The organism is Kordia sp. (assembly GCF_965224175.1).
Lineage (GTDB): Bacteria > Bacteroidota > Bacteroidia > Flavobacteriales > Flavobacteriaceae > Kordia.
Genome location: NZ_OZ245041.1, coordinates 2,348,211 through 2,370,468 on the forward strand (window position 1 = coordinate 2,348,211; position 22,258 = coordinate 2,370,468).

The 22,258-nt window shown below is 35.7% G+C and carries 23 protein-coding genes; 6 read left to right on the plus strand and 17 right to left on the minus strand.

The window, feature by feature from the left end; genetic code table 11:
- Positions 1 to 3: 3 nt before the first annotated feature.
- The 4 genes from ACOQOS_RS10250 to ACOQOS_RS10265 all read right to left on the minus strand — a co-directional run bounded on the left by ACOQOS_RS10250 (position 4) and on the right by ACOQOS_RS10265 (position 5,145).
- Complete coding sequence (locus tag ACOQOS_RS10250; RefSeq protein ID WP_420574871.1) at positions 4 to 483, minus strand: hypothetical protein; 480 nt, start codon at positions 481 to 483, stop codon at positions 4 to 6.
- A gap of 2 nt (positions 484 to 485) precedes the next feature.
- Positions 486 to 2,558, minus strand: coding sequence for an alpha-ketoacid dehydrogenase subunit alpha/beta (locus ACOQOS_RS10255; protein WP_420574872.1), 2,073 nt, complete (start codon positions 2,556 to 2,558; stop codon positions 486 to 488).
- A gap of 135 nt (positions 2,559 to 2,693) precedes the next feature.
- The gene (locus ACOQOS_RS10260; RefSeq protein ID WP_420574873.1) at positions 2,694 to 3,758 is read right to left on the minus strand and encodes a branched-chain amino acid aminotransferase; all 1,065 of its coding nucleotides are present in this window, start codon (positions 3,756 to 3,758) and stop codon (positions 2,694 to 2,696) included.
- A 100-nt stretch (positions 3,759 to 3,858) separates the two neighbouring features.
- Positions 3,859 to 5,145 carry a dihydrolipoamide acetyltransferase family protein gene (locus ACOQOS_RS10265; RefSeq protein WP_420574874.1) on the minus strand — a complete coding sequence of 429 codons (1,287 nt, stop codon included), beginning with the start codon at positions 5,143 to 5,145 and terminating at the stop codon, positions 3,859 to 3,861.
- Between the two features lie 228 nt (positions 5,146 to 5,373).
- Here ACOQOS_RS10265 and ACOQOS_RS10270 point away from each other — a divergent pair, with 228 nt between their 5' ends.
- The 5 genes from ACOQOS_RS10270 to ACOQOS_RS10290 all read left to right on the plus strand — a co-directional run bounded on the left by ACOQOS_RS10270 (position 5,374) and on the right by ACOQOS_RS10290 (position 8,784).
- The gene (locus tag ACOQOS_RS10270) at positions 5,374 to 5,841 is read left to right on the plus strand and encodes an Lrp/AsnC family transcriptional regulator (protein WP_420574875.1); all 468 of its coding nucleotides are present in this window, start codon (positions 5,374 to 5,376) and stop codon (positions 5,839 to 5,841) included.
- Between the two features lie 12 nt (positions 5,842 to 5,853).
- Positions 5,854 to 6,273: a VOC family protein gene (locus ACOQOS_RS10275; RefSeq protein WP_420574876.1), complete on the plus strand. Its 420-nt coding sequence runs from the start codon at positions 5,854 to 5,856 to the stop codon at positions 6,271 to 6,273.
- A gap of 80 nt (positions 6,274 to 6,353) precedes the next feature.
- Entirely contained in the window at positions 6,354 to 7,049 is a 696-nt protein-coding gene (locus ACOQOS_RS10280) for a DUF922 domain-containing protein (protein ID WP_420574877.1), read from the plus strand.
- Positions 7,042 to 7,803 (plus strand): hypothetical protein, encoded by a 762-nt coding sequence (locus tag ACOQOS_RS10285; RefSeq protein WP_420574878.1) that lies wholly within the window; start codon positions 7,042 to 7,044, stop codon positions 7,801 to 7,803. The genes ACOQOS_RS10280 and ACOQOS_RS10285 overlap by 8 nt, the downstream gene beginning before the upstream one ends.
- Before the next feature lie 27 nt (positions 7,804 to 7,830).
- On the plus strand, positions 7,831 to 8,784 hold the full coding sequence (locus tag ACOQOS_RS10290) for an ATP-grasp domain-containing protein (RefSeq protein ID WP_420574879.1): 954 nt from the start codon (positions 7,831 to 7,833) through the stop codon (positions 8,782 to 8,784).
- 34 nt (positions 8,785 to 8,818) lie between these two features.
- On the opposite strand, the gene ACOQOS_RS10295 is transcribed toward ACOQOS_RS10290, so the two are convergent.
- Positions 8,819 to 9,415, minus strand: coding sequence for a transferase hexapeptide repeat family protein (locus ACOQOS_RS10295; RefSeq protein WP_420574880.1), 597 nt, complete (start codon positions 9,413 to 9,415; stop codon positions 8,819 to 8,821).
- 199 nt (positions 9,416 to 9,614) lie between these two features.
- Here ACOQOS_RS10295 and ACOQOS_RS10300 point away from each other — a divergent pair, with 199 nt between their 5' ends.
- Positions 9,615 to 9,905 carry a hypothetical protein gene (locus ACOQOS_RS10300; protein ID WP_420574881.1) on the plus strand — a complete coding sequence of 97 codons (291 nt, stop codon included), beginning with the start codon at positions 9,615 to 9,617 and terminating at the stop codon, positions 9,903 to 9,905.
- A 377-nt stretch (positions 9,906 to 10,282) separates the two neighbouring features.
- Here ACOQOS_RS10300 and ACOQOS_RS10305 read toward each other — a convergent pair whose 3' ends face one another.
- From ACOQOS_RS10305 to paaA, 12 genes are all read right to left on the minus strand, one after another.
- On the minus strand, positions 10,283 to 11,035 hold the full coding sequence (locus ACOQOS_RS10305) for an enoyl-CoA hydratase/isomerase family protein (protein WP_420574882.1): 753 nt from the start codon (positions 11,033 to 11,035) through the stop codon (positions 10,283 to 10,285).
- Positions 11,036 to 11,193: 158 nt separating this feature from the next.
- Entirely contained in the window at positions 11,194 to 11,694 is a 501-nt protein-coding gene (locus tag ACOQOS_RS10310) for a hypothetical protein (RefSeq protein ID WP_420574883.1), read from the minus strand.
- Positions 11,695 to 11,723: 29 nt separating this feature from the next.
- Positions 11,724 to 14,216, minus strand: coding sequence for a phenylacetic acid degradation bifunctional protein PaaZ (gene paaZ, locus ACOQOS_RS10315; protein ID WP_420574884.1), 2,493 nt, complete (start codon positions 14,214 to 14,216; stop codon positions 11,724 to 11,726).
- A 698-nt stretch (positions 14,217 to 14,914) separates the two neighbouring features.
- A complete protein-coding gene (pcaF, locus tag ACOQOS_RS10320) occupies positions 14,915 to 16,126 on the minus strand; it encodes a 3-oxoadipyl-CoA thiolase (protein WP_420574885.1) in 1,212 nt (403 codons plus the stop codon).
- Between the two features lie 148 nt (positions 16,127 to 16,274).
- A complete protein-coding gene (locus ACOQOS_RS10325; RefSeq protein WP_420574886.1) occupies positions 16,275 to 16,688 on the minus strand; it encodes a PaaI family thioesterase in 414 nt (137 codons plus the stop codon).
- A gap of 13 nt (positions 16,689 to 16,701) precedes the next feature.
- Complete coding sequence (locus tag ACOQOS_RS10330; protein ID WP_420574887.1) at positions 16,702 to 17,088, minus strand: four helix bundle protein; 387 nt, start codon at positions 17,086 to 17,088, stop codon at positions 16,702 to 16,704.
- Positions 17,089 to 17,104: 16 nt separating this feature from the next.
- A complete protein-coding gene (locus ACOQOS_RS10335; protein ID WP_420574888.1) occupies positions 17,105 to 18,283 on the minus strand; it encodes a 3-hydroxyacyl-CoA dehydrogenase NAD-binding domain-containing protein in 1,179 nt (392 codons plus the stop codon).
- A gap of 90 nt (positions 18,284 to 18,373) precedes the next feature.
- Entirely contained in the window at positions 18,374 to 19,159 is a 786-nt protein-coding gene (locus ACOQOS_RS10340) for an enoyl-CoA hydratase-related protein (RefSeq protein ID WP_420574889.1), read from the minus strand.
- A 73-nt stretch (positions 19,160 to 19,232) separates the two neighbouring features.
- Positions 19,233 to 19,733: a 1,2-phenylacetyl-CoA epoxidase subunit PaaD gene (gene paaD, locus ACOQOS_RS10345; protein WP_420574890.1), complete on the minus strand. Its 501-nt coding sequence runs from the start codon at positions 19,731 to 19,733 to the stop codon at positions 19,233 to 19,235.
- Between the two features lie 85 nt (positions 19,734 to 19,818).
- Complete coding sequence (gene paaC, locus ACOQOS_RS10350) at positions 19,819 to 20,571, minus strand: 1,2-phenylacetyl-CoA epoxidase subunit PaaC (RefSeq protein WP_420574891.1); 753 nt, start codon at positions 20,569 to 20,571, stop codon at positions 19,819 to 19,821.
- Between the two features lie 111 nt (positions 20,572 to 20,682).
- Entirely contained in the window at positions 20,683 to 20,967 is a 285-nt protein-coding gene (gene paaB, locus ACOQOS_RS10355; protein WP_007096629.1) for a 1,2-phenylacetyl-CoA epoxidase subunit PaaB, read from the minus strand.
- A 108-nt stretch (positions 20,968 to 21,075) separates the two neighbouring features.
- Positions 21,076 to 22,062: a 1,2-phenylacetyl-CoA epoxidase subunit PaaA gene (paaA, locus tag ACOQOS_RS10360; RefSeq protein ID WP_420574892.1), complete on the minus strand. Its 987-nt coding sequence runs from the start codon at positions 22,060 to 22,062 to the stop codon at positions 21,076 to 21,078.
- Between the last annotated feature and the right edge of the window lie 196 nt (positions 22,063 to 22,258).

Genomic DNA, 22,258 nt, shown 5'->3' on the forward strand with positions numbered 1-22,258 from the left:
AGGTTAGATTGCTAAAGTTTGATGCACTTTTCCTCTTAAAAAATCGATTAATGCTATCATATTAGCATTGATTTCATAATTTGTATTCCAGTTTAGTTTAGTCGCTTTCGTTGTAAGCTGACAATAAAAACCATCTAATGTAATTCCTTTCCATTCAACTAGACCCAATTCTTTAGTCAACAATATATTCAATTCATTGATTTCTGCTTGATTCAAAACAATAGTATGCTCATGAATCGCTAAGCGATCTAAATTAAAAACACCTATTTTAAAGCGCTTCCAATCGTATTCAGCATCCCAAGATTTCACTAATAACTCAGATGTGCTTTCTTCAAAACCACTTATAGAAAAGCCGTATCTCATAAAATAAGGAATCTCCAAATAGATAAATCGCGTAAAAATACCTTTTGGAGATTTAATCGTTGAGAGTTCAATTTTCACTTGATTAAAAAATTCGTCTCTATTGTTTGAAAAACGTTCCATTTTTAGTAATTCATCAACTCCTCTATCTTCGCTTTTACTTTTTCCGTAGATGGAATCATAGTTTGCTCTAATGTACTGTTTAACGGAATTGCTGGCATATTTTCTGAACCAATAATCATCACTGGCGCATCTAAATATTTAAAGCATTTTTCTTGAATCATTCCGCACAACGCTCTAGCAAAAGAATTGTTTACAGGTTCTTCTGTTACCACTAAACATTTTCCTGTTTTCTTTACAGACTCAATGATGGTTTCTTCATCCAATGGATATAATGTACGTAAATCGATGATTTCAATATTTTCGCGTTGTCCTTCCGATGCATTCATTGCCCAATGTGTTCCCATTCCGTATGTAATTACCGTCATGGTTTCTTTTTCATCTTGTTTCCAGATTTCCTGTAAAACGTTGGCTTTTCCAAATGGCAACATATAATCTTCTGAAGGTTCAATAGAAGTTGCGCCTTTTGTTCCTGGTACTTTAGACCAGTACAATCCTTTGTGCTCTAAGATTACTACAGGATTTGGATCGTGATACGCAGCTTTCATCAAACCTTTTAAATCGGCTCCATTACTTGGATAGGCAATTTTGATTCCTCTGATGTTTGTTAATACAGATTCTACCGAAGATGAATGATACGGTCCGCCACTTCCATACGCACCAATTGGCACACGTAAAATCATAGAAACTGGCCATTTTCCGTTAGATAGGTAACACGAACGACTTACTTCTGTAAATAATTGATTGAGTCCTGGCCAAATATAATCTGCAAATTGAACCTCTACGATGGGTTTCAATCCTACTGCACTCATTCCTACCGTAGAACCTACAATAAAGGCTTCCTGAATTGGCGTATTAAATACACGATCATCTCCAAATTTTTGTGCCAACGTTGCTGCTTCACGGAAAACTCCTCCCAAACGTCCACCAACATCTTGTCCGTATAGTAAACATTCTTTGTGTTCTCGCATCAATTCTTCTACCGCAAACAAAGCACAATCAACCATTACTACTTTTTCTTCACGTTCAGGACTGCGCTCACCTACTTCTGTAGTAACTGGTGTTGGTGCAAAATCATGCGTAAATAAATCTGCTGGTGTTGGATCTTCTGCTTGTACTGCTTCATTAAAATCCGCTTGTACTTGTGCAATAGCATCTGCTTCTATTTTTGTTACAGCTTCCGCTGAAAAGCCATTGTCTAGTAATTGTTGTTTAATTACTGGATATGGATCTCGCGAACGTGCTTCTTCCAAATCGTCACGATACCATTCCATACGCACACCAGATGTATGGTGATTCAGTAATGGAACTTTGGCATGTACAAGTATTGGTCGACGTTCTTCACGAATCGTTTTAATCACTTTTTCAAGCGTTTCATAACTTTCTATAAAGTTGGCACCATCAATAGAAACTGCGTCTAGTCCTTTAAATCCTTCTGCATATTCTGCGGCATTTTGCGCTCTAGTTTCTGCAGCATTTGCCGAAATATCCCAACCATTATCTTGTACTAAGTATAAAATTGGGAGTTGTTTTAAGGCTGCCATTTGAAAAGCTTCAGCAATTTCTCCTTCCGTCACCGAAGCATCACCTAAAGAACAAACTGTTATTGGATTTAAATCGCGTGTTTCGTCAAATGGAGAATCTTTTGCTGCCTGATCTTCAATTCCTTGTATTTCCTTGTATTTCATTCCCATCGCAACACCTGTAGCTGGAATGGTTTGCATTCCTGTCGCTGAGGACTGATGTGGAATTTTTGGTTTGTCTGCTTCTTTTAAGCTTGGATGTGAATAATACGTTCGTCCACCAGAAAAAGGATCATCTTTTTTAGCTAATAATTGTAACATTAAGTCATACGGACGCATTCCAATAGATAATAACATCGCATCATCACGATAGTATGGAAATGCATAGTCTTGCGGCACTAATTGCATTCCTAATGCACATTGAATTGCTTCATGTCCACGTGAAGTTGCGTGTACATATTTGGAAACTTGCTTGAAGTTGTCTTCGTATAATGTTGCCATTGCTTTAGCTGTACAAAGCAATGAAAATCCTTTTTGTAGTGTTTCTTTGTTCATAGGTGATCATCTAAATCCGTTCACTTCGACTCCGCTCAGTGTACTCTGTTTTGTTTTTCAGTGTAAACACCTGATTGTACTCATAAAGCACGTTGAGCGGAGTCGAAACGTACTTTTATAAAAACGCCTAATTATTTATTCAACAACTGAAACCATCCAATTGTGTTTGTCTTCTAATTTTCCAGAGCGAACTCCGTTGATGGTATCCATAACCAATTGCCCAACTGGACTTTCGTCTGATACATGAATTTCTTCGTCTTTATGTCCAATAGCCTGAATCATTGCAATTCCAACTGCCGTTCCAGTTCCAAAAGCTTCTTCGAGTGTTCCGTTTGCCGAAGCATCTTTGATTTCAGATAGTTTGATTGGTCGTTGTTCCACTTCATAACCATTGTCTTCTAAGATCGTGATCACACTTTTACGCGTGATTCCATCTAAAATGGCTCCATCTAAACTTGGTGTAATGAATTTACCATTAATTTTAAAGAATATGTTCATCGTTCCAACTTCCTGAATGTATTCAAAGTCATGCGCATCTAACCATAATACTTGATCAAATCCTTTTGATTTTGCAATTTCTGTTGGACGAATGGCTGCTGCATAGTTTCCTGCTGCTTTCGCTTCTCCTGTTCCGCCTTCTGCAGCACGGATAAATTTAGTTTCAGCGTATAGTTTGATACGTTTTGTAAAAAACGGTCCTGCTGGTGATGCGATGATGATAAAATGATAGCTTGTTGCGGCACGCATTCCAATAAAAGGTTCTGTAGCATACATGAAAGGACGTAAGTATAATGCACTTCCTTCTTGTGGTGGAATCCAACCACGTTCCATGTTGACAATTTTTTTGAGCCCTTCTACAAATAAATCTTCTGGAAATTCTGGCATTCCCATACGACGTGCACTAAAATTTAAGCGTTTTGCATTTTCTTCTGGACGAAATAGTAGCGGTTCTCCTGTGCTATTTACCGTTGCTTTCATTCCTTCAAAAATAGCTTGTCCATAGTGTAAAGCCATTGCTGCAGGATGCGTTGGAATCATTCCTAAAGGTTGAATTTTTGGTGTTTGCCATGCACCATCTTCATATGAACAGATAAACATATGATCTGTAAAAGTTCTTCCTAGAGGAATGTTATCAAAATCGAGTTTTGAAACATTGGATGTTGCTGCTTTTGTGATTTCTATCGTATGTTCTTGTATCATTTTTTAGTTGTTTGTTGTTAGTTTTTAGGGAATCTATTTTGGGTTTTGGGTTTTAAAAAAGTGTCTTTCTTCATTTAAAACTCAACATTTCAGGTACAATTTAAATTTTCCTGTTTGGGTCAAATTCTTCAAGATAATCTCCTACCTTTCTCAGAAACGATCCACCTAAATAACCATCTACGACTCTATGATCGAATGATAATGATAGATACATCATGCTACGGATAGCAATTTCGTCTCCTTTCTCAGTTGAAATTACTTCAGGTCGTTTTTTGATAATTCCCAATGCTAAAATTGCTACTTCTGGCTGATTGATAATTGGTGTTCCCATTAAGCTTCCAAAAGTTCCTACATTTGAAATTGTAAATGTGCTTCCTTGAATTTCTTCAGGTTTGAGTTTGTTTTCACGAGAAGCATGCGCTAAGTGATTCACTTCAGCAGCTAAGCCTTTTAAGTTTTTTTCATCAGCATTTTTTACGACAGGAACGATCAAATTTCCGCTTGGCAATGCTGTTGCCATTCCTATATTAATGTCTTTACGTTCTATGATTTTCTTTCCATCTTCCGATACAGAAGCATTAATTCCAGGAAAATCAATAACTGCTTTTGCTACCGCTTCTACAAATAATGGTGTAAAAGTTAATCGTTCACCATATTTTTCTTGAAAAGGAACTTTGTTAGCATTTCGCCAATTCACCATGTTTGTCACATCAATTTCAATGTACGCCGTTACATGCGGTGATGTATGCTTTGAATACACCATATGATCAGCGATCATTTTTCGCATACGATCCATTTCTACCACATTGTCATATCCTTCTACATATTTGATTGGTGGTGGATTGTAACTACTTTTTGCTGCTTTAGGTTGTGCTTGCGGACGACTTGCTAATGGATATTGTCTATTTTTTAAATAGTTGAATACATCACTTTTACGAATACGTCCATCTGCTCCAGTTCCTGGAATACTTTGAACTTCTTCAACAGTCATGTTTTCTTTCTTCGCAATACTTACGATTAATGGAGATAAGAAAGCATCAGGATTTCTAACAAATTCTAGATTCTGATTTTTGAATTCAGTATTGCTTGAAGCTGATTTGTTTGCTGTTATTGGTGCTTTTGGAGATTCTTTTTTCACTTCATCAGTCGATGATTCTTGTTTTATATCTGCAACTTCAGAAGCATCAATCATAGCAAGAATTTCGCCGACAAGAACGACATCGTTTGGCTGAAAACGAATTTCAGTAATAACACCTGTACAAGGTGAAGGCACTTCAGAATCAACTTTATCTGTCGCTACTTCTAAAATGGTTTCTTCTATTTCAATAGCATCTCCAACATTTTTAAGCCAGCTAATGATAGTGGCTTCTGAGATACTTTCTCCCATTTTGGGCATTTTCAGCGGTATAAGAGGCATGAGCGTGTATTTTTCTATTTTATTTTGCTTTCACGCAAAAAACGAACAAAAATACTGTTTTTACGTCTTACAAAAACAAATACACTGCCATAGGTTTTCATTAATAGTATTTTTTTCTTTATTTTTGACTTTTTATTATCTTTTTTTCTTTTAGAGGCTATTTGATATGGTTTTTATATAATTTTTATCTGAATATCTATGAAATTAGATCACATCGATTTGAAAATTTTGAAATTACTTCAAGAGAATAGTAATCGTACCACCAAAAGTTTAGCTGAGGAATTACAAATGTCTACTACACCTGTATTTGAACGTATTAAAAAGCTTGAAAAAGAAGGGTATATTGATGACTATGTTGCTTTGTTAAATGCTAAAAAATTAGGGCTAAAGCAAACTGTTTTTATTGGAATTACCCTTCAAGGACATACGCGTAGTTATTTGGAAAAATTTGTAAAACAGATTAATGATTTTCCAGAAGTGGTAGAATGTCATCGTGTCACAGGAAACTTTGATTATTTATTAAAGTTAGTAGTTACTGATGTAGAGGCTTATGAGAAGTTTATCATTACAAAGTTGACATTACTTCCTTATTTGGGAAGTGTACAGAGTTATATAGCTCTATCCAAAGGAAAACAAACACATGAATTGAATTTGGAAGAATTGTAAAACACGAATGTTATGGTAGATTTTAAATTAGATTTTTTAGATCATGTGGCAATTCTTGTAAAAGATATGGATGCTTCGGTTGCGTGGTACAAAAAAGTATTGGGTTTGAAACGTTATCAGGTTCCAAAATGGGGAGATTTTCCAATCTTTATGTTATCTGGTAAAACAGGCATCGCGTTATTTCCTGCAAATACAAATGACCCAAAACTTGAACCAACTTCTAATAATGTAAAAATAGATCATTTTGCGTTTCAAGTAAGTAATGAAGCATTTGAAAAGGCTCGGAAGCATTATGAAAGTTTAGGTCTTGATTATGTTTTTAAAGATCATTATTATTTTCATTCGATTTACACAAAAGATTTGGACGGGCACAATGTAGAGTTAACCACTTTGGTTGTGGATGAAAGTGAGTTTTATGATTTTAAACTATAAGTACGTTTCCCTATTAGGCTTTTTTTATTTTGTAATAGTATCTTTGTCGCAATACCTTTAATTGTTCAATAAAGAAAGAAATGAATCCGAAACTTATTATTGTACTGGCATTTTTGATTTATTTGTCACCTCTTTTTTACCATTCTTATTTGGCTTTTAAAGCGTATAAAAAAGATAACAAACGCCCTTTGCAACGACTCAAAAAGTTTTTCAAGTATACTTGTATTCTTCTTGCTGTTCTGGTCGGAATATTTGCAACACTTAATCATACTAATTTTCTGAATTATGAACGTCCAATGACGTATGATAAGTATGATACAATTACGTTTGAAAATTTCCGTGGCTTGGAGTTTTTCCAAAAATCACTTTATGGGATCGAACGCTTTGCATATGTAGTGACTACGATAGAAACAGATATTGAAGAAGACTCTGTGAGTATTGCTTCCTATTTTCATCCGTCACGATCGTATGTATACAATACACATTCTAGTAGTACAGAATTGTTAACTCATGAGAAATATCACATAAAAATTACCGAACTTTACGCCCGAAAAATAAAAGCCAAACTTGTAACTTTACGAAAACCATCAGAAAAAGAGATTCAAGATGTGGTTGATGAAATGCTTGAAGCAGAGCAAGCATATCAACAAAAATATGATTATGATACCTTTCATAGTTATGTGTTAAGTGAACAAAAAAGATATCAAAATGAAGTTGATAGTTTATTAGGAATATTGACAGAATTTAAACACCCAAAAATTAAATTGAATGACTAAAATCAAGATTTTTTTATTACTCATAACTGGTGTAATGCTAACCAATTGTGGAAACGAAGAACGCTTTCCGTTGAATAAAAGATATTGGACCATAGATGATTACACAAGCGCTATCAGCGAATTGAGATATGGATATAAGGACGATGAAAAACTACCAACTTTTAGTAATCCTGAAACGCGAAGGATTGTTGAAAAGTTTACAGACGAACAAAATTTCCTTGTAGTTCTTGAAGATAAAGAACTTGGTTTAAAGTATAAGAATCAGGTCGCAGAGGACTTTTTTATGAAATGGAAATTAATGATTGATATTTATGATGCCTTAGATCGTAAAGATAATTATGTGTATGATCGTGAAATGCTCGCTACGTATCATTTTGGCTTAGGCTTACAGCTTCAATATTTCGGATTGGGTAATGAAGAAATAAAAGCTTCTGCCGACGATCCTGAATCTAGTTACATTAAAAGTAGATTAAATTCGAACATTAATACGCTTGTCAATAATTATAAAATCTATTTAGATTTGGTTAATGAAGAAAATAGATTCTCTGAAGAAGGACAAAAATTATATGCTGATGGAATCACAAAATATTTTATAAAACTTGTATCACTTTATCCTGATGCAAATTATAAAAGTATGGAGCGAAAAGTAGATTTAATGCTTAATAAGACGAAAGTTCCTGTAATTGAATCGGCACTTACAACGTTGAAAACAGCAATTACAAATACGCAAGAAGTACCTAAAGAAAATGAATAATTGAGTTTTAATTACCTACAAAACGTTATGACAACAATTCCCAATAACAAACGAAATTTAGTCCGAATCATGTATGATATTGCAAAAGATCATACTATTGATATTACTTCTTTTTCTTTTGATTGGATTTTGAAATTGTCTAAAAACGGAATTCATAAACATATTTTTGGCTATAATTTTGAAATCAACTCTTCTACTGCTAAGATGATTGCAGGAGATAAAAGTGCGGCTTCTGATTTATTAAAAGCTGCCAATATTACCACCGTTGAACATACATTGTTTTTGAATCCAAGTATGGAAAAATATGTTGGTAGTTTTGGAAATTGGGAACAAATTCTAGCTTATTTCCATGACAACAATCAACATATCGTATGTAAACCAGTAGATGGAACTGGCGGAAATGGTGTATTAATGGTCGCAACAGTTACTGAATTAGAACAAGCCATTCATACCTTATTTTCAAAACATAGAAGTATTTGTTTATCTCCTTTTTATGATATAAAAAAAGAATATAGAGCTGTCATTTTAGATGGTAATGTTCAATTATTGTATCAAAAAAATATTCCTTTCATTGAAGCTGATGGTTCAAAAACAATTTTAGAATTACTACAATCAACTTTTTCGGGTGAAGCTTTAGATAGTGTTATCGGTTCTTTTTCTAAGAAGAAAGATCTAAGTTTCAGTGATATTCCTCCAAAAGGAAAAATCATAGAAGCCAATTGGAAAAGTAATTTGGGTGAAGGTGCTCAAGCAGAAATACTAGAAAATGAAGCTATCGAAAATCTTGCTATTAAAGCAGCAAATGCCATTAACATTCGTTTTTGTTCGGTAGATATTATTGAAACAACTTCGGGTGAGTTTTATGTTATGGAAATTAATTCTGGCGTGATGATTGAGCATTTCCTTAATAGCAATCCGCAAGAATATGATCGTATAAAAGCTATTTATGAGAAAGCGGTTTTGCGGATGTTGGAGGTTTAATTCAATTACATTTCTACAGCACTCCATATGACAATTATTTTTTCATAAAATCCCGCAACGTATCATAAAACGCTTCTTGCGTAGGACGATCTTTCGGAACTTCACGCAACGGTTCAACCTCACGAAGCGTTTCATGACAATCGGCTGGCAATTGTTGGTATAATTGTGTTCCTTTGGTTTTCCAAGCAATCATTTCGTCACTGACTTGCTTAATGACTTTTGCTGGGTTTCCAACCACCAAACTACGTCCTGGAATTACCGTTTTTGCTTTAACAAATGCCATGGCTCCAATGATACTTTCGTCACCAATTTCTGCATCATCCATAATGACAGTATTCATTCCAACCAACACATTCCTACCAATATTAGCTCCATGAATTATCGCGCCATGACCAATATGTGCACTTTCTTTTAATACAATGGATTTTCCTGGAAACATGTGTACGGTACAGTTTTCTTGTACATTGACACCATCTTCTAAGATAATTTCGCCCCAATCACCACGAATTGCTGCGCCTGGTCCGATATAACAATCTCTTCCTATAATTACATTTCCTGTGACAGCTGCCAACGGATGTACAAAACTACTTTCGTGTACTACAGGAATGTAACCTTTAAATTCGTAGATCATATTTTTAAGTATTGAGATTTTTATTGTGTAAAGATACTGCATTTTCGATTTCGTATGTGCATCTATTTCAAAAAGCGCTGTAACGACTTTTAAAAACAGTACTTCAATATCAAAAATGTTAAATTTCTACAAATCACGCAATACTATGTAAGTTTCACTAGAGATTTTACTACTACTTTAGTATAAATTTGAAAAAGCTATGAATTATACATCACCATCTTGCATCATACAAAAAGAAGACATTCCTACATTGAAGTTTTCTAAAACAGAAATTTTAAAAAATCCTAAAAATCGTAGTTTGAGATCTCACTATTTACAAAGAGCTACAAAACTTGGAAACTTATTGAAGAATAAGGTTACCATTTATTTTAAAGATCATACGAATCAATTAATGCAAGTTACAACTACAATTTGGGCAGTAACGACTGATTTTGTTGTATTAAAACAAGGTATTACGATTCCAAAAAGAAGTATTCTATATATTGATTGATCAATGTATTTTTTTACCCCCAAAGTACAGAATAAGCAAATTATTCAAAAAATGAACTTCAAAACGTCATTCCGAAGAAGCATGACGAAGTAATTTGCTTTTCTAATACACAGATTACCACTAATCTCTTCTAAATTCTAGCAATGACATATTAAACTAAAAGTGTCAGTTCGAGTGGTTTTTATAAAGCAAAGTGAAATAAAAATTGTATCAAGAACAGCTACGAAATTCTAAGCTGTTCTCGATATAATTTTCTCCATTTTATTCCGAAAATCACTCGAACTGACGTTTTGAGGAATCGTATTTAGTGATGAGAGCAATCTCAATTCTTTTATATTGAGCGCAGTTGAAATACACTACTAAATACTAAAATCTATTTATGCAAATCGTTTCAACGTCTCTTTTGTAAATTCCGAAAGTACCAAACGTCCTGAGATTGCTGCGCGTTCTGCTAGTAAATCGTCCCAGTTTTCCGTTCCTGTCCAAAATGCTTTTTTCATTTCTGCCATGGCTTCTGGATTGTAGGTACATAAGTGATTTGCGAATTTTGCTACTTCTTCGTCAAGTTCTTCGTTAGAATCAAAAACCTTCATGTACAAACCTTTGCTTCTCGCCCATTCTGCATCGTAAAAACTGTTTGCATCAATCGCAATTTGCGACATTCCGCTTAAACCAAGTTTACGTTCTACCGCTGGTCCAACTACAAATGGTCCAATTCCGACATTTAATTCACTTAGTTTGATGGAAGCATATTTTGACGCCATGCAATAATCTACCGCGGAAGCTAACCCAACACCGCCACCAACAGTTTTTCCTTGTACACGTCCAATAATAAATTTTGGGCATTTACGCATCGCATTGATTACGTTTGCAAATCCTGAGAAGAAGATTCTTCCTGTTTCTGCATCATTGATATTGATGAGTTCTTTGAAGCTTGCACCAGCGCAGAATGTTCTATCTCTTCCACTTTTTAGAACAATAACTTTGATATCCTCATTGTTTCCTGCATCTGTAATGGTTTGTGCTAGTTTTGCTAATATATCACCTGGCAAAGAGTTATGTGCTGGATGAAAAAATTCGATGGTTGCTACACCATTTTGTATGTCTTGTTTTACGTATGGATCGCTCATGGTAAAATGTTAAATTTTAAATGTAAAATTATAAATTGCTGTCAGTTTGAGTGGTGAATCTGTAATTCGTTGTATCCAGAACTACTTAGAATTTCTGAGTATTTCTCGATATATTTTTTATTTCCGCTTCGCTCCATAAAAAACACTCGAAATGACGTTTAGGTTATTTTATTATTGTTAATTATTAGTTCTGTCTCAGTAATATCACAAAAATCGTTTATCAATATTTCGACATCTTCTTCTATTAAGAGTTTTAATTGCGCAAAAGTAGGATCATTTTCTTTTTTATAAGTTACCTCTACATTCAAAATTTCTTTATCCAGTAAATTATATAATTCAAGTATGTTTACCACTTTCCATTTTCCGCCTTCATCATCAACATACTCTTCAAGTTCATCTTTGATATAATCTTCAATAGAATTTTCATGTCCATCTTTTGCATACTGAAGTGCTTTCGCTGGATTCAATACTTCCCAATATGGAATCCAAACATCCATAAAGAATCTATGCCATACATTATCATCCGTTTTCATCCAAGCAAACACAGGTTCACTAGAATTATTTACTTCATGAAATAAGTATTTAAAAAACACGGTCTTTTTTCCTATCGGCGCTTCAATTTTTCCTGCATAGGATTTTATAAAGTCTTCTAATTCCATTTCTCGGGAGTTTTGAACAATTCAATCTTTTATAAAAGTCCAAACTGCTCAAAGTGATGCCCAAAATGTTTCGTATTCATTAAGCTCCACTCAAATTTGTCTAAGTGTCCGAAGACTGCATTCTTCGTCGTTGCTTCTGGATTTTCTTTGAAATATGCCTCAAATGCATCATATGCTTCTAGTAATTTCGCTTTGGCTTCCGCAAGATTTTCATAACGTGTTTCTGATATTAGCTTCTCTAATAGTTTTGGGGCGTCAAAATTTCTAGGCATTTTATCGTGTGTATACAGACTATCGTGTACTTTTTCTAAATATTTTTCTGGTGTTTCTATTTCGAAATCTTGAATTTCCCCAGAAGCAACTTTCAGCGTATACTCTAAATGTTCTACCATTTGTTGAGCAGACATTTTTCCCCAAGCTGGTTTTGCATCTTCTGTCAGTTTTCCTAAATAATTTTTAATTGTGTTTTTATTGATCGTTGCAAATGGATTTTTCTTTTGAACCATCGTTAAGATTGTGGCAATTGCAACTAATTCATCTTCTTGATCGAAAACCTCAACAAACCATTTTACAATTCCGCTTGGCAATTCTTTTCCACGTGAATCACGATCTACTTTTTCTTTACATGTCAATCGCACATAAATAGTATCATTATGGTAAATTGGACGCAAGAAACGGCATTCTTCTAATCCGTAGTTAGCTGCCACTGGTCCTTTGTTTGGATACACAAATAATCCTGCCGCAGCAGCAATGATAAAGTATCCATGTGCTGTACGCTTTTCAAAAATACTTCCGTCTAACGAAGTAATATCTGTATGTGCATAAAAATGATCCCACGTAAGGTTTGCAAAGTTGATAATATCTGTATCAGTAACCGTTCGCTTGTGCGTTTTTAACGACATTCCAGCTTCAATATCTTCCCAATGATATGCGAATGGATGTTTCTCCGTTTCTTTGTATTCGGCATTCGCCTGATAGATTCCTGTAACTTCCGTTAGTGTGGTTGGTGAACCTTGAATTGCGCAACGTTGCATATAATGTTTGATGCCTCGCATTCCACCCATTTCTTCTCCGCCACCAGCACGTCCAGGACCTCCATGAACTAACAATGGTAATGGTGAACCGTGACCTGTACTTTGCTTTGCCATGTCGCGATTTCCAACCAAGATTCTTCCGTGATGTGACGCAGCTCCAACAACATATTCTTTGGCACGTTTATCCTCATTTGTGAATATAGAAGATACTAATGAACCTTTCCCCATTTGCGCTAATTCAATAGCTTCGTCCATGTTTTTGTATGGCATGATGGTACTTACTGGTCCGAAGGCTTCAATTTCGTGAACATTTGTATTTTTGAATGGATTGTTTTCTCTTAACAAGATTGGACTTAAAAAAGCTCCTTTTTCGCCATCTGCTCCAACTGCTTCAATAGCATCTAGAGTTCCGTAAACAATATCTGCCGTTTGCGCTAGTTTAGAAACTTGATCTTTTACCGATTGTACTTGTGTTTTATTGATTAAAGCACCCATGCGCACTTCTTTGCGTCTTGGATCACCGATAGTAACTTTACTTAGTTGTTTTCCTAAAGCAATCTGCACATCTTCCACTAAGTTTTCTGGAACGATGATTCTTCGAATTGCGGTACATTTTTGACCGGTTTTTACGGTCATTTCTTTACGAACTTCTTTGATGAAGAGGTCAAATTCTGGAGTTCCAGGCACGGCATCTTCTCCAAGTACAGAACAGTTTAATGAATCTGCTTCCATTGTGAATGGTACAGCTTCTTGCGTGAGTCTAGGATGTGCTTTTAGAATACGACCTGTGTGTGCAGAACCTGTAAAGGTGACTACATCTTGTGATTCTACAGTATCTAGAATTGATTTTGTCATTCCGCTTAACAATTGTATTGCTCCTTCTGGTAAGATTCCAGAATCTACAATGACTCTTACTACTGCTTCTGTTAGATATGCTGTTTGTGGCGCTGGCAATACGACTGCTGCCATTCCTGCCATCCAGTTTACAGCACATTTTTCTAACATTCCCCACACTGGGAAGTTGAATGCATTGATATGTACAGCTACTCCACGCTTTGGAACTAAGATATGATGTGCCATAAAACGTCCACCTCGAGAAAGATCGATTGGGTCGCCTTCTACATGATACGGTTGATTTGGAAATAGCTTACGCAAAGAAGCGTTGGCAAATAGATTTCCGAATCCACCTTCGATATCTATCCAACTGTCTACCCGTGTAGCTCCAGTTTTGTAACTGATATCGTAGAATTGTTCTTTTCTTTTATTGAGATACAAAGCTAGTTTTTTGAGCATGTTTCCACGCTCTTGAAAGGTCATTTTTCGAAGTTTTTCGCCTCCTTTGGTTCTTCCATATTGCAAGGCCGCAGGAATATCTAATCCTTCTGTAGTTGCAAATCCGATGGTTTCTCCTGTTACGGCATCAAACATTGGAGAACCGTCTCCAGTTCCTTGTGTCCATTGTCCGTTGATGTAGCTTTGTAAGATCATGTTGTTGTTAGTTTTTTGTTGATTCGTTTGCTTGTTAATTTGTCTATTTGTTTTGCTTACTCAGACGTATTTAGTCACGAATTCACGAATTATCTTTGTTTGTGATGCTTCTCTTTTTGATAAACACGAATTTTGTTCCTTTTTCGATGTAAACTGTTGCTTTATTTATTGTTTATCTGTTCGTTTATCATTTCTTTGCTTACTCGTATGCTTTTTACCACGAATGCACGAATTGTTTTTGTTTGTGATGCTTCTCTTTTTGATTAGCTCGAATTTTGTTTGATTTTCGATTTAGAATCTGAATTTTTGATTCTTGCCAACCTGTTCATTTTATAATTTATTTTGCTCACTCGGACGCATTTTGCCACGAATTCACGAATATTTTATGCTTATTCTATATTTTGAAACTTCTCAATACTCAATTCTCATAACTCAGTACTAATTTCTTAGGTTTCTTTGAGTTTCCTATTTTCATGGAAACGTTGGCGTTAGCGATTGAGACGGTATCCTTTTTGTTTTGCAACGTCATTACGAGGAGTTTGCGACGAAGTAATCTGCTACTTTAGAAACAGATTGCTACAATAGATTACAAATTTAGCTCACAATGACTCTATTTTAAAAAGATATAGCCGAAAGCGCGACCGCAAATGTTCACTTCGAGAGTCTCAGTGAACATTTGTGGGAACGCTCAAGTTATTTTACATATTCACATTTTCAATGATGGCTGCATAGCCTTGTCCGACACCAATACACATGGTGATGAGTGCGTAACGCTTGCCTGTTTCCTGCAATTGTAATGCCGCTGAATAGGCAATACGCGTTCCTGTAACTCCTAACGGATGACCAATGGCAATAGCGCCTCCGTTTGGATTGATTCGCGCATCATCATCTGCCAATCCCCATTCGCGAATGCAAGCTAAACTTTGTGCTGCAAAGGCTTCATTGAGTTCAATAACGTCCATATCATCCATTGTTAATCCTGCTTTTTGGAGTGCTTTGTTGGAAGCATTTACAGGTCCAATTCCCATGATACGCGGTTCTACACCTACAACAGCCGAACTTACGATGCGCGCCATTGGTTTTAGATTGTATTTTTTGACAGCTGCTTTGGAAGCTATTATGGTTGCTGCTGCTCCATCGTTGAGTCCAGATGCATTCCCTGCCGTAACACTTCCGCCTTCTTTTTTGAATGCTGCTCTTAGTTTTGCTAAGATTTCTGGTGTTGTGGTTGGCTTGATGAATTCATCTTGATTGAAAATGATTGGATCTTTTTTACGTTGCGGAATTTCCACAGCTACAATTTCTTTGGCTAAACGTCCAGATTCTTTTGCAGCTGTTGCTTTCATTTGACTTCTGTAAGCAAAGGCATCTTGATCTTTACGAGAGATATTATACTTCTCCACTAAGTTTTCTGCCGTAACACCCATTCCGTCTGTTCCATACGCAGCGTGCATTTTTGGGTTGATGAATCGCCATCCGAAACTGGTATCGTACATTTTTGCATCGGTTCCAAAAGCACTTGAAGGTTTTGCAATGGCGTATGGTCCGCGTGTCATGTTTTCCACTCCGCCAGCAATGAATAGATCGCCATCACCAGCTTTGATTGCTCTATTGGCATGAATGATGGCTGATAATCCAGAACTACACAGTCTGTTTACCGTTTCGCCAGGAACCGTATATGGCAATCCTGCTAATAACAACGACATGCGCGCTACGTTACGATTGTCTTCTCCTGCTTGATTGGCACAACCAATGATTACATCGTCGTATGCATCTTTTGGAATGTTTGGATTTCGATCTGTTACTTCTTTGATGACCAAAGCTCCTAAATCGTCTACACGTTTTGTTGCTAATGATCCTTTGAATTTTCCTATTGGAGTTCTTACTCCATCTATGATGTATGATTCCATTTTGAAATGTAAGATTTTAAATGTAAAAGTGTGGTTTCTGTTTTCGAAATCTATGTTACACTTTTCATATATTTTTAGCCTTTGTTCTTATTTTTTACTTGACGATTATTGATTTTAAAATTTACAATCAAATATCGTTAATCTTAGATTATTCTTCCCAGTCCTTTTGAGTTCGATACACGACACCTTTAAACAAAGCAATGAGTTCATCTCCACGTTTTACTTCTACGATATTGAAGCCAAGTTTGTTTTTTACTTTTTCGATGACAGATTCCGCTACAATAAAGTCACCTTCTTCCAATGCTTCAATGTGATTGATAGATGTTTCTATGGAAACTGCGTATTTCCCATGTGTGTTTGCCGCAAATCCAAAAGCAGTATCTGCCAATGAATAACTGATTCCTCCATGTGCTTTCCCCATACTGTTAAGCATGTCCTTTTTGATAGTCAATCCTACTTTACATCGTCCAATTTCACATTCTAGAATTTCGATTCCGAGCCATGTACTGAATGGATCTTGGCTTAGCATTTTAGTTGGTATTTTTGTTCCGCTTAAAGGCATTAGTTTTTAGGGATTAGGGATTAGTATTTCTTTCTTTTATCCTTTTTCGTAAAGACGACATCATTTTAGTTAACTCAGAAAGAAGTTTCCTGTTTTCTTCATCTTCTTCAAAATTAATATAATTTCTCCTCCTAGCCTTTGTACTACAACTAACACATTCGTTAGCACTGAAAATAGCATGATTCAAATGTTTTATAAATTGTGCATCAGAACCAGGATAACCTTCTGCAATGTTTAGTGCTATAGAATCAGCAGCTCTTCTAAATTGTGATGATAAAGCATACAATTCATGGTTTGGGAATTTTCTAACAATAATATTTACTAGCTCTCCAAAATCCATTGCTTTTTGATAGACTTTTAAATCTTCAAATTTAAAATTGTATTTGCTTTCTTGACTCATGCTTAATACCAAATACCTAGTTAAAAAACTTTGTTTTTTGACGATTCATTTTTCGCAATAAAGGCGAACAACGATATCTGTCTTCATGGTATTCGTCGTATAAATTGTCTAAGGTTTTCACACACCAATCGATTCCTTTTTCATCTGCCCAAGCTAATAAGCCTTTTGGATAGTTTACTCCTTTGGTCATGGCGTTGTCAATGTCTTCCGCAGAAGCAATGTTTAAGAATAAGGCATCGGCAGCTTCATTGATAAGCATGACTAAGACACGGTCAAATATTTGCTGTGATAGCTCCGTATCTTGAGGCGTCTCGACTGCGCTCGACGTGACACGTTTTCCGTTTTCGTCATAGTCGTAATATCCTTTTCCTGTTTTTCTACCTAAGTATCCAGCTTCAGATAGACGTTTTTGTGTAAATGATGGTTTGTATCTTGCGTCGTAATAGAATGCTGTAAATACGGTTTCTGTTACGGTGTAATTTACATCGTTCCCAATGAAATCCATTAGTTCAAATGGTCCCATTCGGAATTTACCCAACGTTTTTAGAGCATTATCAATTGTTACAAAGTCAGCTAGTCCTTCTTCGTAGATTCGTAAGGATTCTCCATAGAATGGTCTTGCAACTCTGTTTACAATAAATCCTGGTGTGTCTTTTGCTACAGCAACTACTTTTTTCCAATCGGCAATGGTTTGTATTGCTTTGTCAAGTACCTCTTGTGAGGTTTGAATTGCAGGAATCACTTCAACTAATTTCATTAATGGTGCTGGATTGAAGAAATGAATTCCAATACAACGTGTTGGTTTTTGTAATGACGATGCTATTGATGCAATGGATAATGACGACGTGTTTGATGCAATGATAGCTTCATCACTTAGGTATGTTTCTAGTTCTGAAAACACCTTTTGTTTGATATCTAGATTTTCAATGATGGCTTCAATAGTTAGATCAGAATCACCTAAGTCTTTGAGTGAATCTACATAGGAAATGTTTCCTTGAATTCTATTTTTTTCAGCTTCATCGATACGTCCTTTTTGAATGAGACGATTTAATATTTTTTCTAAAGCAACTTTACTTTTATCTAAAGCAGCTTGTTTGGTGTCATATAGTTTTACCATGCATCCTGCAGTTGCTGCTACTTGTGCAATTCCGCTTCCCATGGTACCTGAACCTATTATTCCTACGTTTTTAATCATAAATGTTAAATGTTAAATTTTAAATGTTGAATGGTTAAATATTCATCTTTACATTTAAAATTTAGGCTTTTAGATTATACAGTTTGAGTTTTATTTCCCTTTAAAGTTTGGTTTTCTTTTTTCAACAAATGCCGAAACACCTTCGCGATAGTCTTCTGATTCGCTTGATTCTATTTGATATTTTGATTCTAATGCTAGTTGTGATTCTAGATCGTTAGTTAATGACTGATTTAATACTTTTTTGGTCAATCCGAGTGCTTTTGTTGGCATTTTAGCTAGTTTTTCAGCTAATGTTACAACTTCTTCTTTGAATGTTTCTAAGGGTAATACTTTGTATAACATTCCTAATCTTTCTGCTTCTTCAGCTCCAACCTTGTCACCCAACATCATTAACGCAGATGCTTTTTGGAATCCAATTAATCGTGGTAAAAAGAAAGTCCCTGCACTATCTGGAATTAACCCAATTTTGCTAAATGCTTGAATGAAACTTACTTTTTCATGAGCTACCACAATATCACACGCTAAAGCAATGTTTGCTCCAGCTCCAGCCGCTACTCCATTTACAGCGCCAACAATTGGTTTTTCAATACGTCGAATTCGCTGAATGATTGGATTGTAGTGTTCTTCTAATATTTTTTTAAATCCAGGATTGAGTTCTGGATGTGTGACTTCTTTTAAGTCTTGTCCTGCACAAAATGCTTTTCCTTCTCCAGTTAATACAATGGTTCGTACTTCTTCATTTTGTTCACATTGATCTAGTGTATCTTGTAAGCGCAATGCCATTTCTCGATTGAAACTGTTGAATACTTCAGGACGATTGAGCGTTACATACGCTACATTGTTTTCAATTTTTAGTGCAATTGAATTGTTACTCATACCTTATTTTTTATTTCTATTATAAATAGAGATTCCCGTTTTGCTTCGACAAATTCAGCATAAACGGGAATTATTATTTTAAACATTTAAAGTAGTCGAAAGGTTCTAAGCAATCTTCACATTTGAATAGTGCTTTGCATGCTGTGGAACCAAATTGACTGACTAATTTTGTATTTGTCGAATTACAGTTTGTACATTTCACAATGCGTTTATCGCCAAGTAACGCATCTTTATCTGCATCGGGATTTAATGGTGGTGCAATTCCGTATTCTCGGAGTGCTTTTCGTCCACGTTCTGTAATCCAATCGGTTGTCCATGCTGGTACTAGAATCAATTTCACTTTGGATTCGTAACCATGTTCTTGTAATGCTTTTGATATGTCATCACCAATAACATCCATTGCGGGACAACCTGAATATGTTGGTGTTATATTTACTTCAACTATTCCATTGACGATTATTGCAGAACGTACAACACCCATATCCATGATAGAAAGTACCGGAATTTCAGGATCTGATACTTTTTCTAGAATTGGGATAAGTTCTTCGTCAATATGTTGATTGGTTGCGATCATATATTACTATTGAATATCGAATAATGATTTTTGAATGATAAAGTATTTCCTATTTCGTTATTTAGGATTCAACATTCGCTATTCTTTACCATTTCATGTTTGGATATGCTCTCTGCATATATTGCATATCTGCCAATAGATATCCTAGGTGTTCTGTATGAATTCCTGCTTTTCCGCCTTTCTGGAAATATTTGCTCTCTGGAACTGTTAGTGTTGCTTCTTCTAGTAATGTGCTTACTATTTCGTAGTAAGTATCTTTTAAGGTAGAAACATCGATTCCGATTCCTTCTTCTGCCAATGCTTTTGCTTCTTCGGTTACTTCAAACAGTTCGTTTGTATATGTCCAAAGTCCATCAATAGCTGTTTGCATTTTTTCATGACTAATTTCTGTTCCATCACCTAAACGTTTGATCCAATCGCCAGTGAAACGCACATGATATGATACTTCTTTTTTAGATTTTTTTGCAATAGCACTCAGTGTTAAATCTTGACTGAATTGTAATTTTTCTAGTAACAATAGATGAAAAACATCAAATAAATATTGTCTTGCTATTGTGTATGCAAAGTCACGATTTGGCTGTTCTACTAACAGAACATTTTTGTATTGACGCTCGTAACGCAAAAATGCAATACTGTCTTCTGTGGCATCGTCACCTTTGATATCAGCTGCATATTGAAAGTAACTTCTCGTTTGTCCAAATAAGTCTAAAGAAATGTTTGTACATGCAATGTCAGTTTCAAGACTTGGTCCGTGCCCACATAATTCTCCTAATCGCTGACCAGCTATTAAGCAATTATCTGCTAGTTCAAGTATGTAGTTGTATAAGTTTGTTTTCATATTTATTTCCCACAGAAATGGGTAATCTTTTGTTGTTAAACTTTATAGTACACTTCGACTCCGCTCAGTGTACGGATTTAGATTCCCAATTTCTTGGGAAGACATTGCGTATTACATGTGTTTGATTTCGTCTGGTAACGTGTAAAAGGTTGGATGACGATAAATTTTATCTTGTGCTGGTTCAAATAATTCTCCGTTGTTTTCAGGATTGGAAGCCGTGATGTTTTTCGATTCTACTACCCAAATACTTACACCTTCACTTCTACGTGTGTATACATCTCTTGCATTTTCTAATGCCATTTCTGCATCTGCTGCATGCAAACTTCCAAAGTGTCTGTGTTCTAATCCGTTTTTACTTCTTACGAATATTTCCCAAAGAGGCCAGTTTTTTTCCATATCTATTGCCCACGAAAGTGGGTAACTTTTAATTAATACTAATGCGTTTGCGTTTTATATGCATCTCGACTGCGCTCGATGTGACACGCAGCAATGATATAACATATTTTATCCTGCTTTCGCTTGATTTTCTTTTTTGTTTTGTTTTTTCTCGGCGTGAGCCATTGCTGCGTCTCTAACCCATGTTCCGCGTTCCCATGCGCCAACTCTGGCATTCATACGTTCTTTGTTACAAGGACCATGTCCTTTTACTACTTGCCAGAATTCATCCCAATTAATTTCTCCAAAGTCATAGTGACCTGTTTCTTCATTCCACTTTAAGTCTGGATCTGGAACTGTTAATCCTAAGATGTCTGCTTGTGGTACTGTTTGATCAATGAATTGTTGACGTAATTCATCATTGGTTTTACGTTTTAGTTTCCACTTCATTGATTGCTCTGTGTGTACCGATTCTGAATCTACAGGACCTAACATCATTAATGATGGCCACCACCAACGATTTAAAGCATCTTGTGCCATTTCTTTTTGCTCAGGAGTTCCATTACATAAAGACATCATGATTTCAAAACCTTGACGTTGGTGAAAACTTTCTTCTTTACATACACGAATCATAGCTCTTGCATAGGGTCCGTATGAAGTATTACATAATGGTACTTGGTTGATAATGGCAGCACCATCTACCAACCAACCAATAGCTCCCATGTCTGCCCATGTTACCGTTGGATAATTGAAGATACTTGAATATTTTGCTTTTCCTGAGTGTAATTGTTCGTATAATTCGTCACGAGAAACTCCTAGTGTTTCACAAGCACTGTATAAATATAATCCGTGACCAGCTTCATCTTGCACTTTGGCAAGCAATGCTACTTTTCTACGAAGTGAAGGTGCTCTAGTAATCCAGTTTCCTTCTGGCAACATTCCTACAATTTCAGAATGCGCATGTTGTGATATTTGTCGGATGTGTGTTTTCCTGTATTTTTCAGGCATCCAATCTTTTGGTTCTATCTTTTCATCATTTGCAATACGTTGCTCAAAGATTTCCTCTAGACTTCGACTACGCTCTGTTCCAGTGTTTTTTAATTGTGCTTCACTCATAGTTATGAATTTTAAATTTCGCTTCGATTACGCTCAGCAAATTAATTTTGTTTTCTTCTTTTTTTGATTTCCGATTTCTCGGGAATTTTTGCGTTAGGGATTGAGCAATTTGTATGAGCTACTTGTGAGATGCTGAATCAACTTCAGCATGACGAACAAGAGCGAGTTGCGAAAGCCCGACCCCAAAGGGTAACGC

Excerpts from the sequence above, each read along its gene's own strand:
- ACOQOS_RS10250 (WP_420574871.1), bottom strand. The coding sequence starts at position 483 with ATGGAACGTTTTTCAAACAATAGAGACGAATTTTTTAATCAAGTGAAA.
- ACOQOS_RS10255 (WP_420574872.1), bottom strand. The coding sequence starts at position 2,558 with ATGAACAAAGAAACACTACAAAAAGGATTTTCATTGCTTTGTACAGCT.
- ACOQOS_RS10260 (WP_420574873.1), bottom strand. The coding sequence starts at position 3,758 with ATGATACAAGAACATACGATAGAAATCACAAAAGCAGCAACATCCAAT.
- ACOQOS_RS10265 (WP_420574874.1), bottom strand. The coding sequence starts at position 5,145 with ATGGGAGAAAGTATCTCAGAAGCCACTATCATTAGCTGGCTTAAAAAT.
- ACOQOS_RS10270 (WP_420574875.1), top strand. The coding sequence starts at position 5,374 with ATGAAATTAGATCACATCGATTTGAAAATTTTGAAATTACTTCAAGAG.
- ACOQOS_RS10275 (WP_420574876.1), top strand. The coding sequence starts at position 5,854 with ATGGTAGATTTTAAATTAGATTTTTTAGATCATGTGGCAATTCTTGTA.
- ACOQOS_RS10280 (WP_420574877.1), top strand. The coding sequence starts at position 6,354 with ATGAATCCGAAACTTATTATTGTACTGGCATTTTTGATTTATTTGTCA.
- ACOQOS_RS10285 (WP_420574878.1), top strand. The coding sequence starts at position 7,042 with ATGACTAAAATCAAGATTTTTTTATTACTCATAACTGGTGTAATGCTA.
- ACOQOS_RS10290 (WP_420574879.1), top strand. The coding sequence starts at position 7,831 with ATGACAACAATTCCCAATAACAAACGAAATTTAGTCCGAATCATGTAT.
- ACOQOS_RS10295 (WP_420574880.1), bottom strand. The coding sequence starts at position 9,415 with ATGATCTACGAATTTAAAGGTTACATTCCTGTAGTACACGAAAGTAGT.
- ACOQOS_RS10300 (WP_420574881.1), top strand. The coding sequence starts at position 9,615 with ATGAATTATACATCACCATCTTGCATCATACAAAAAGAAGACATTCCT.
- ACOQOS_RS10305 (WP_420574882.1), bottom strand. The coding sequence starts at position 11,035 with ATGAGCGATCCATACGTAAAACAAGACATACAAAATGGTGTAGCAACC.
- ACOQOS_RS10310 (WP_420574883.1), bottom strand. The coding sequence starts at position 11,694 with ATGGAATTAGAAGACTTTATAAAATCCTATGCAGGAAAAATTGAAGCG.
- paaZ (WP_420574884.1), bottom strand. The coding sequence starts at position 14,216 with ATGATCTTACAAAGCTACATCAACGGACAATGGACACAAGGAACTGGA.
- pcaF (WP_420574885.1), bottom strand. The coding sequence starts at position 16,126 with ATGGAATCATACATCATAGATGGAGTAAGAACTCCAATAGGAAAATTC.
- ACOQOS_RS10325 (WP_420574886.1), bottom strand. The coding sequence starts at position 16,688 with ATGCCTTTAAGCGGAACAAAAATACCAACTAAAATGCTAAGCCAAGAT.
- ACOQOS_RS10330 (WP_420574887.1), bottom strand. The coding sequence starts at position 17,088 with ATGAGTCAAGAAAGCAAATACAATTTTAAATTTGAAGATTTAAAAGTC.
- ACOQOS_RS10335 (WP_420574888.1), bottom strand. The coding sequence starts at position 18,283 with ATGATTAAAAACGTAGGAATAATAGGTTCAGGTACCATGGGAAGCGGA.
- ACOQOS_RS10340 (WP_420574889.1), bottom strand. The coding sequence starts at position 19,159 with ATGAGTAACAATTCAATTGCACTAAAAATTGAAAACAATGTAGCGTAT.
- paaD (WP_420574890.1), bottom strand. The coding sequence starts at position 19,733 with ATGATCGCAACCAATCAACATATTGACGAAGAACTTATCCCAATTCTA.
- paaC (WP_420574891.1), bottom strand. The coding sequence starts at position 20,571 with ATGAAAACAAACTTATACAACTACATACTTGAACTAGCAGATAATTGC.
- paaB (WP_007096629.1), bottom strand. The coding sequence starts at position 20,967 with ATGGAAAAAAACTGGCCTCTTTGGGAAATATTCGTAAGAAGTAAAAAC.
- paaA (WP_420574892.1), bottom strand. The coding sequence starts at position 22,062 with ATGAGTGAAGCACAATTAAAAAACACTGGAACAGAGCGTAGTCGAAGT.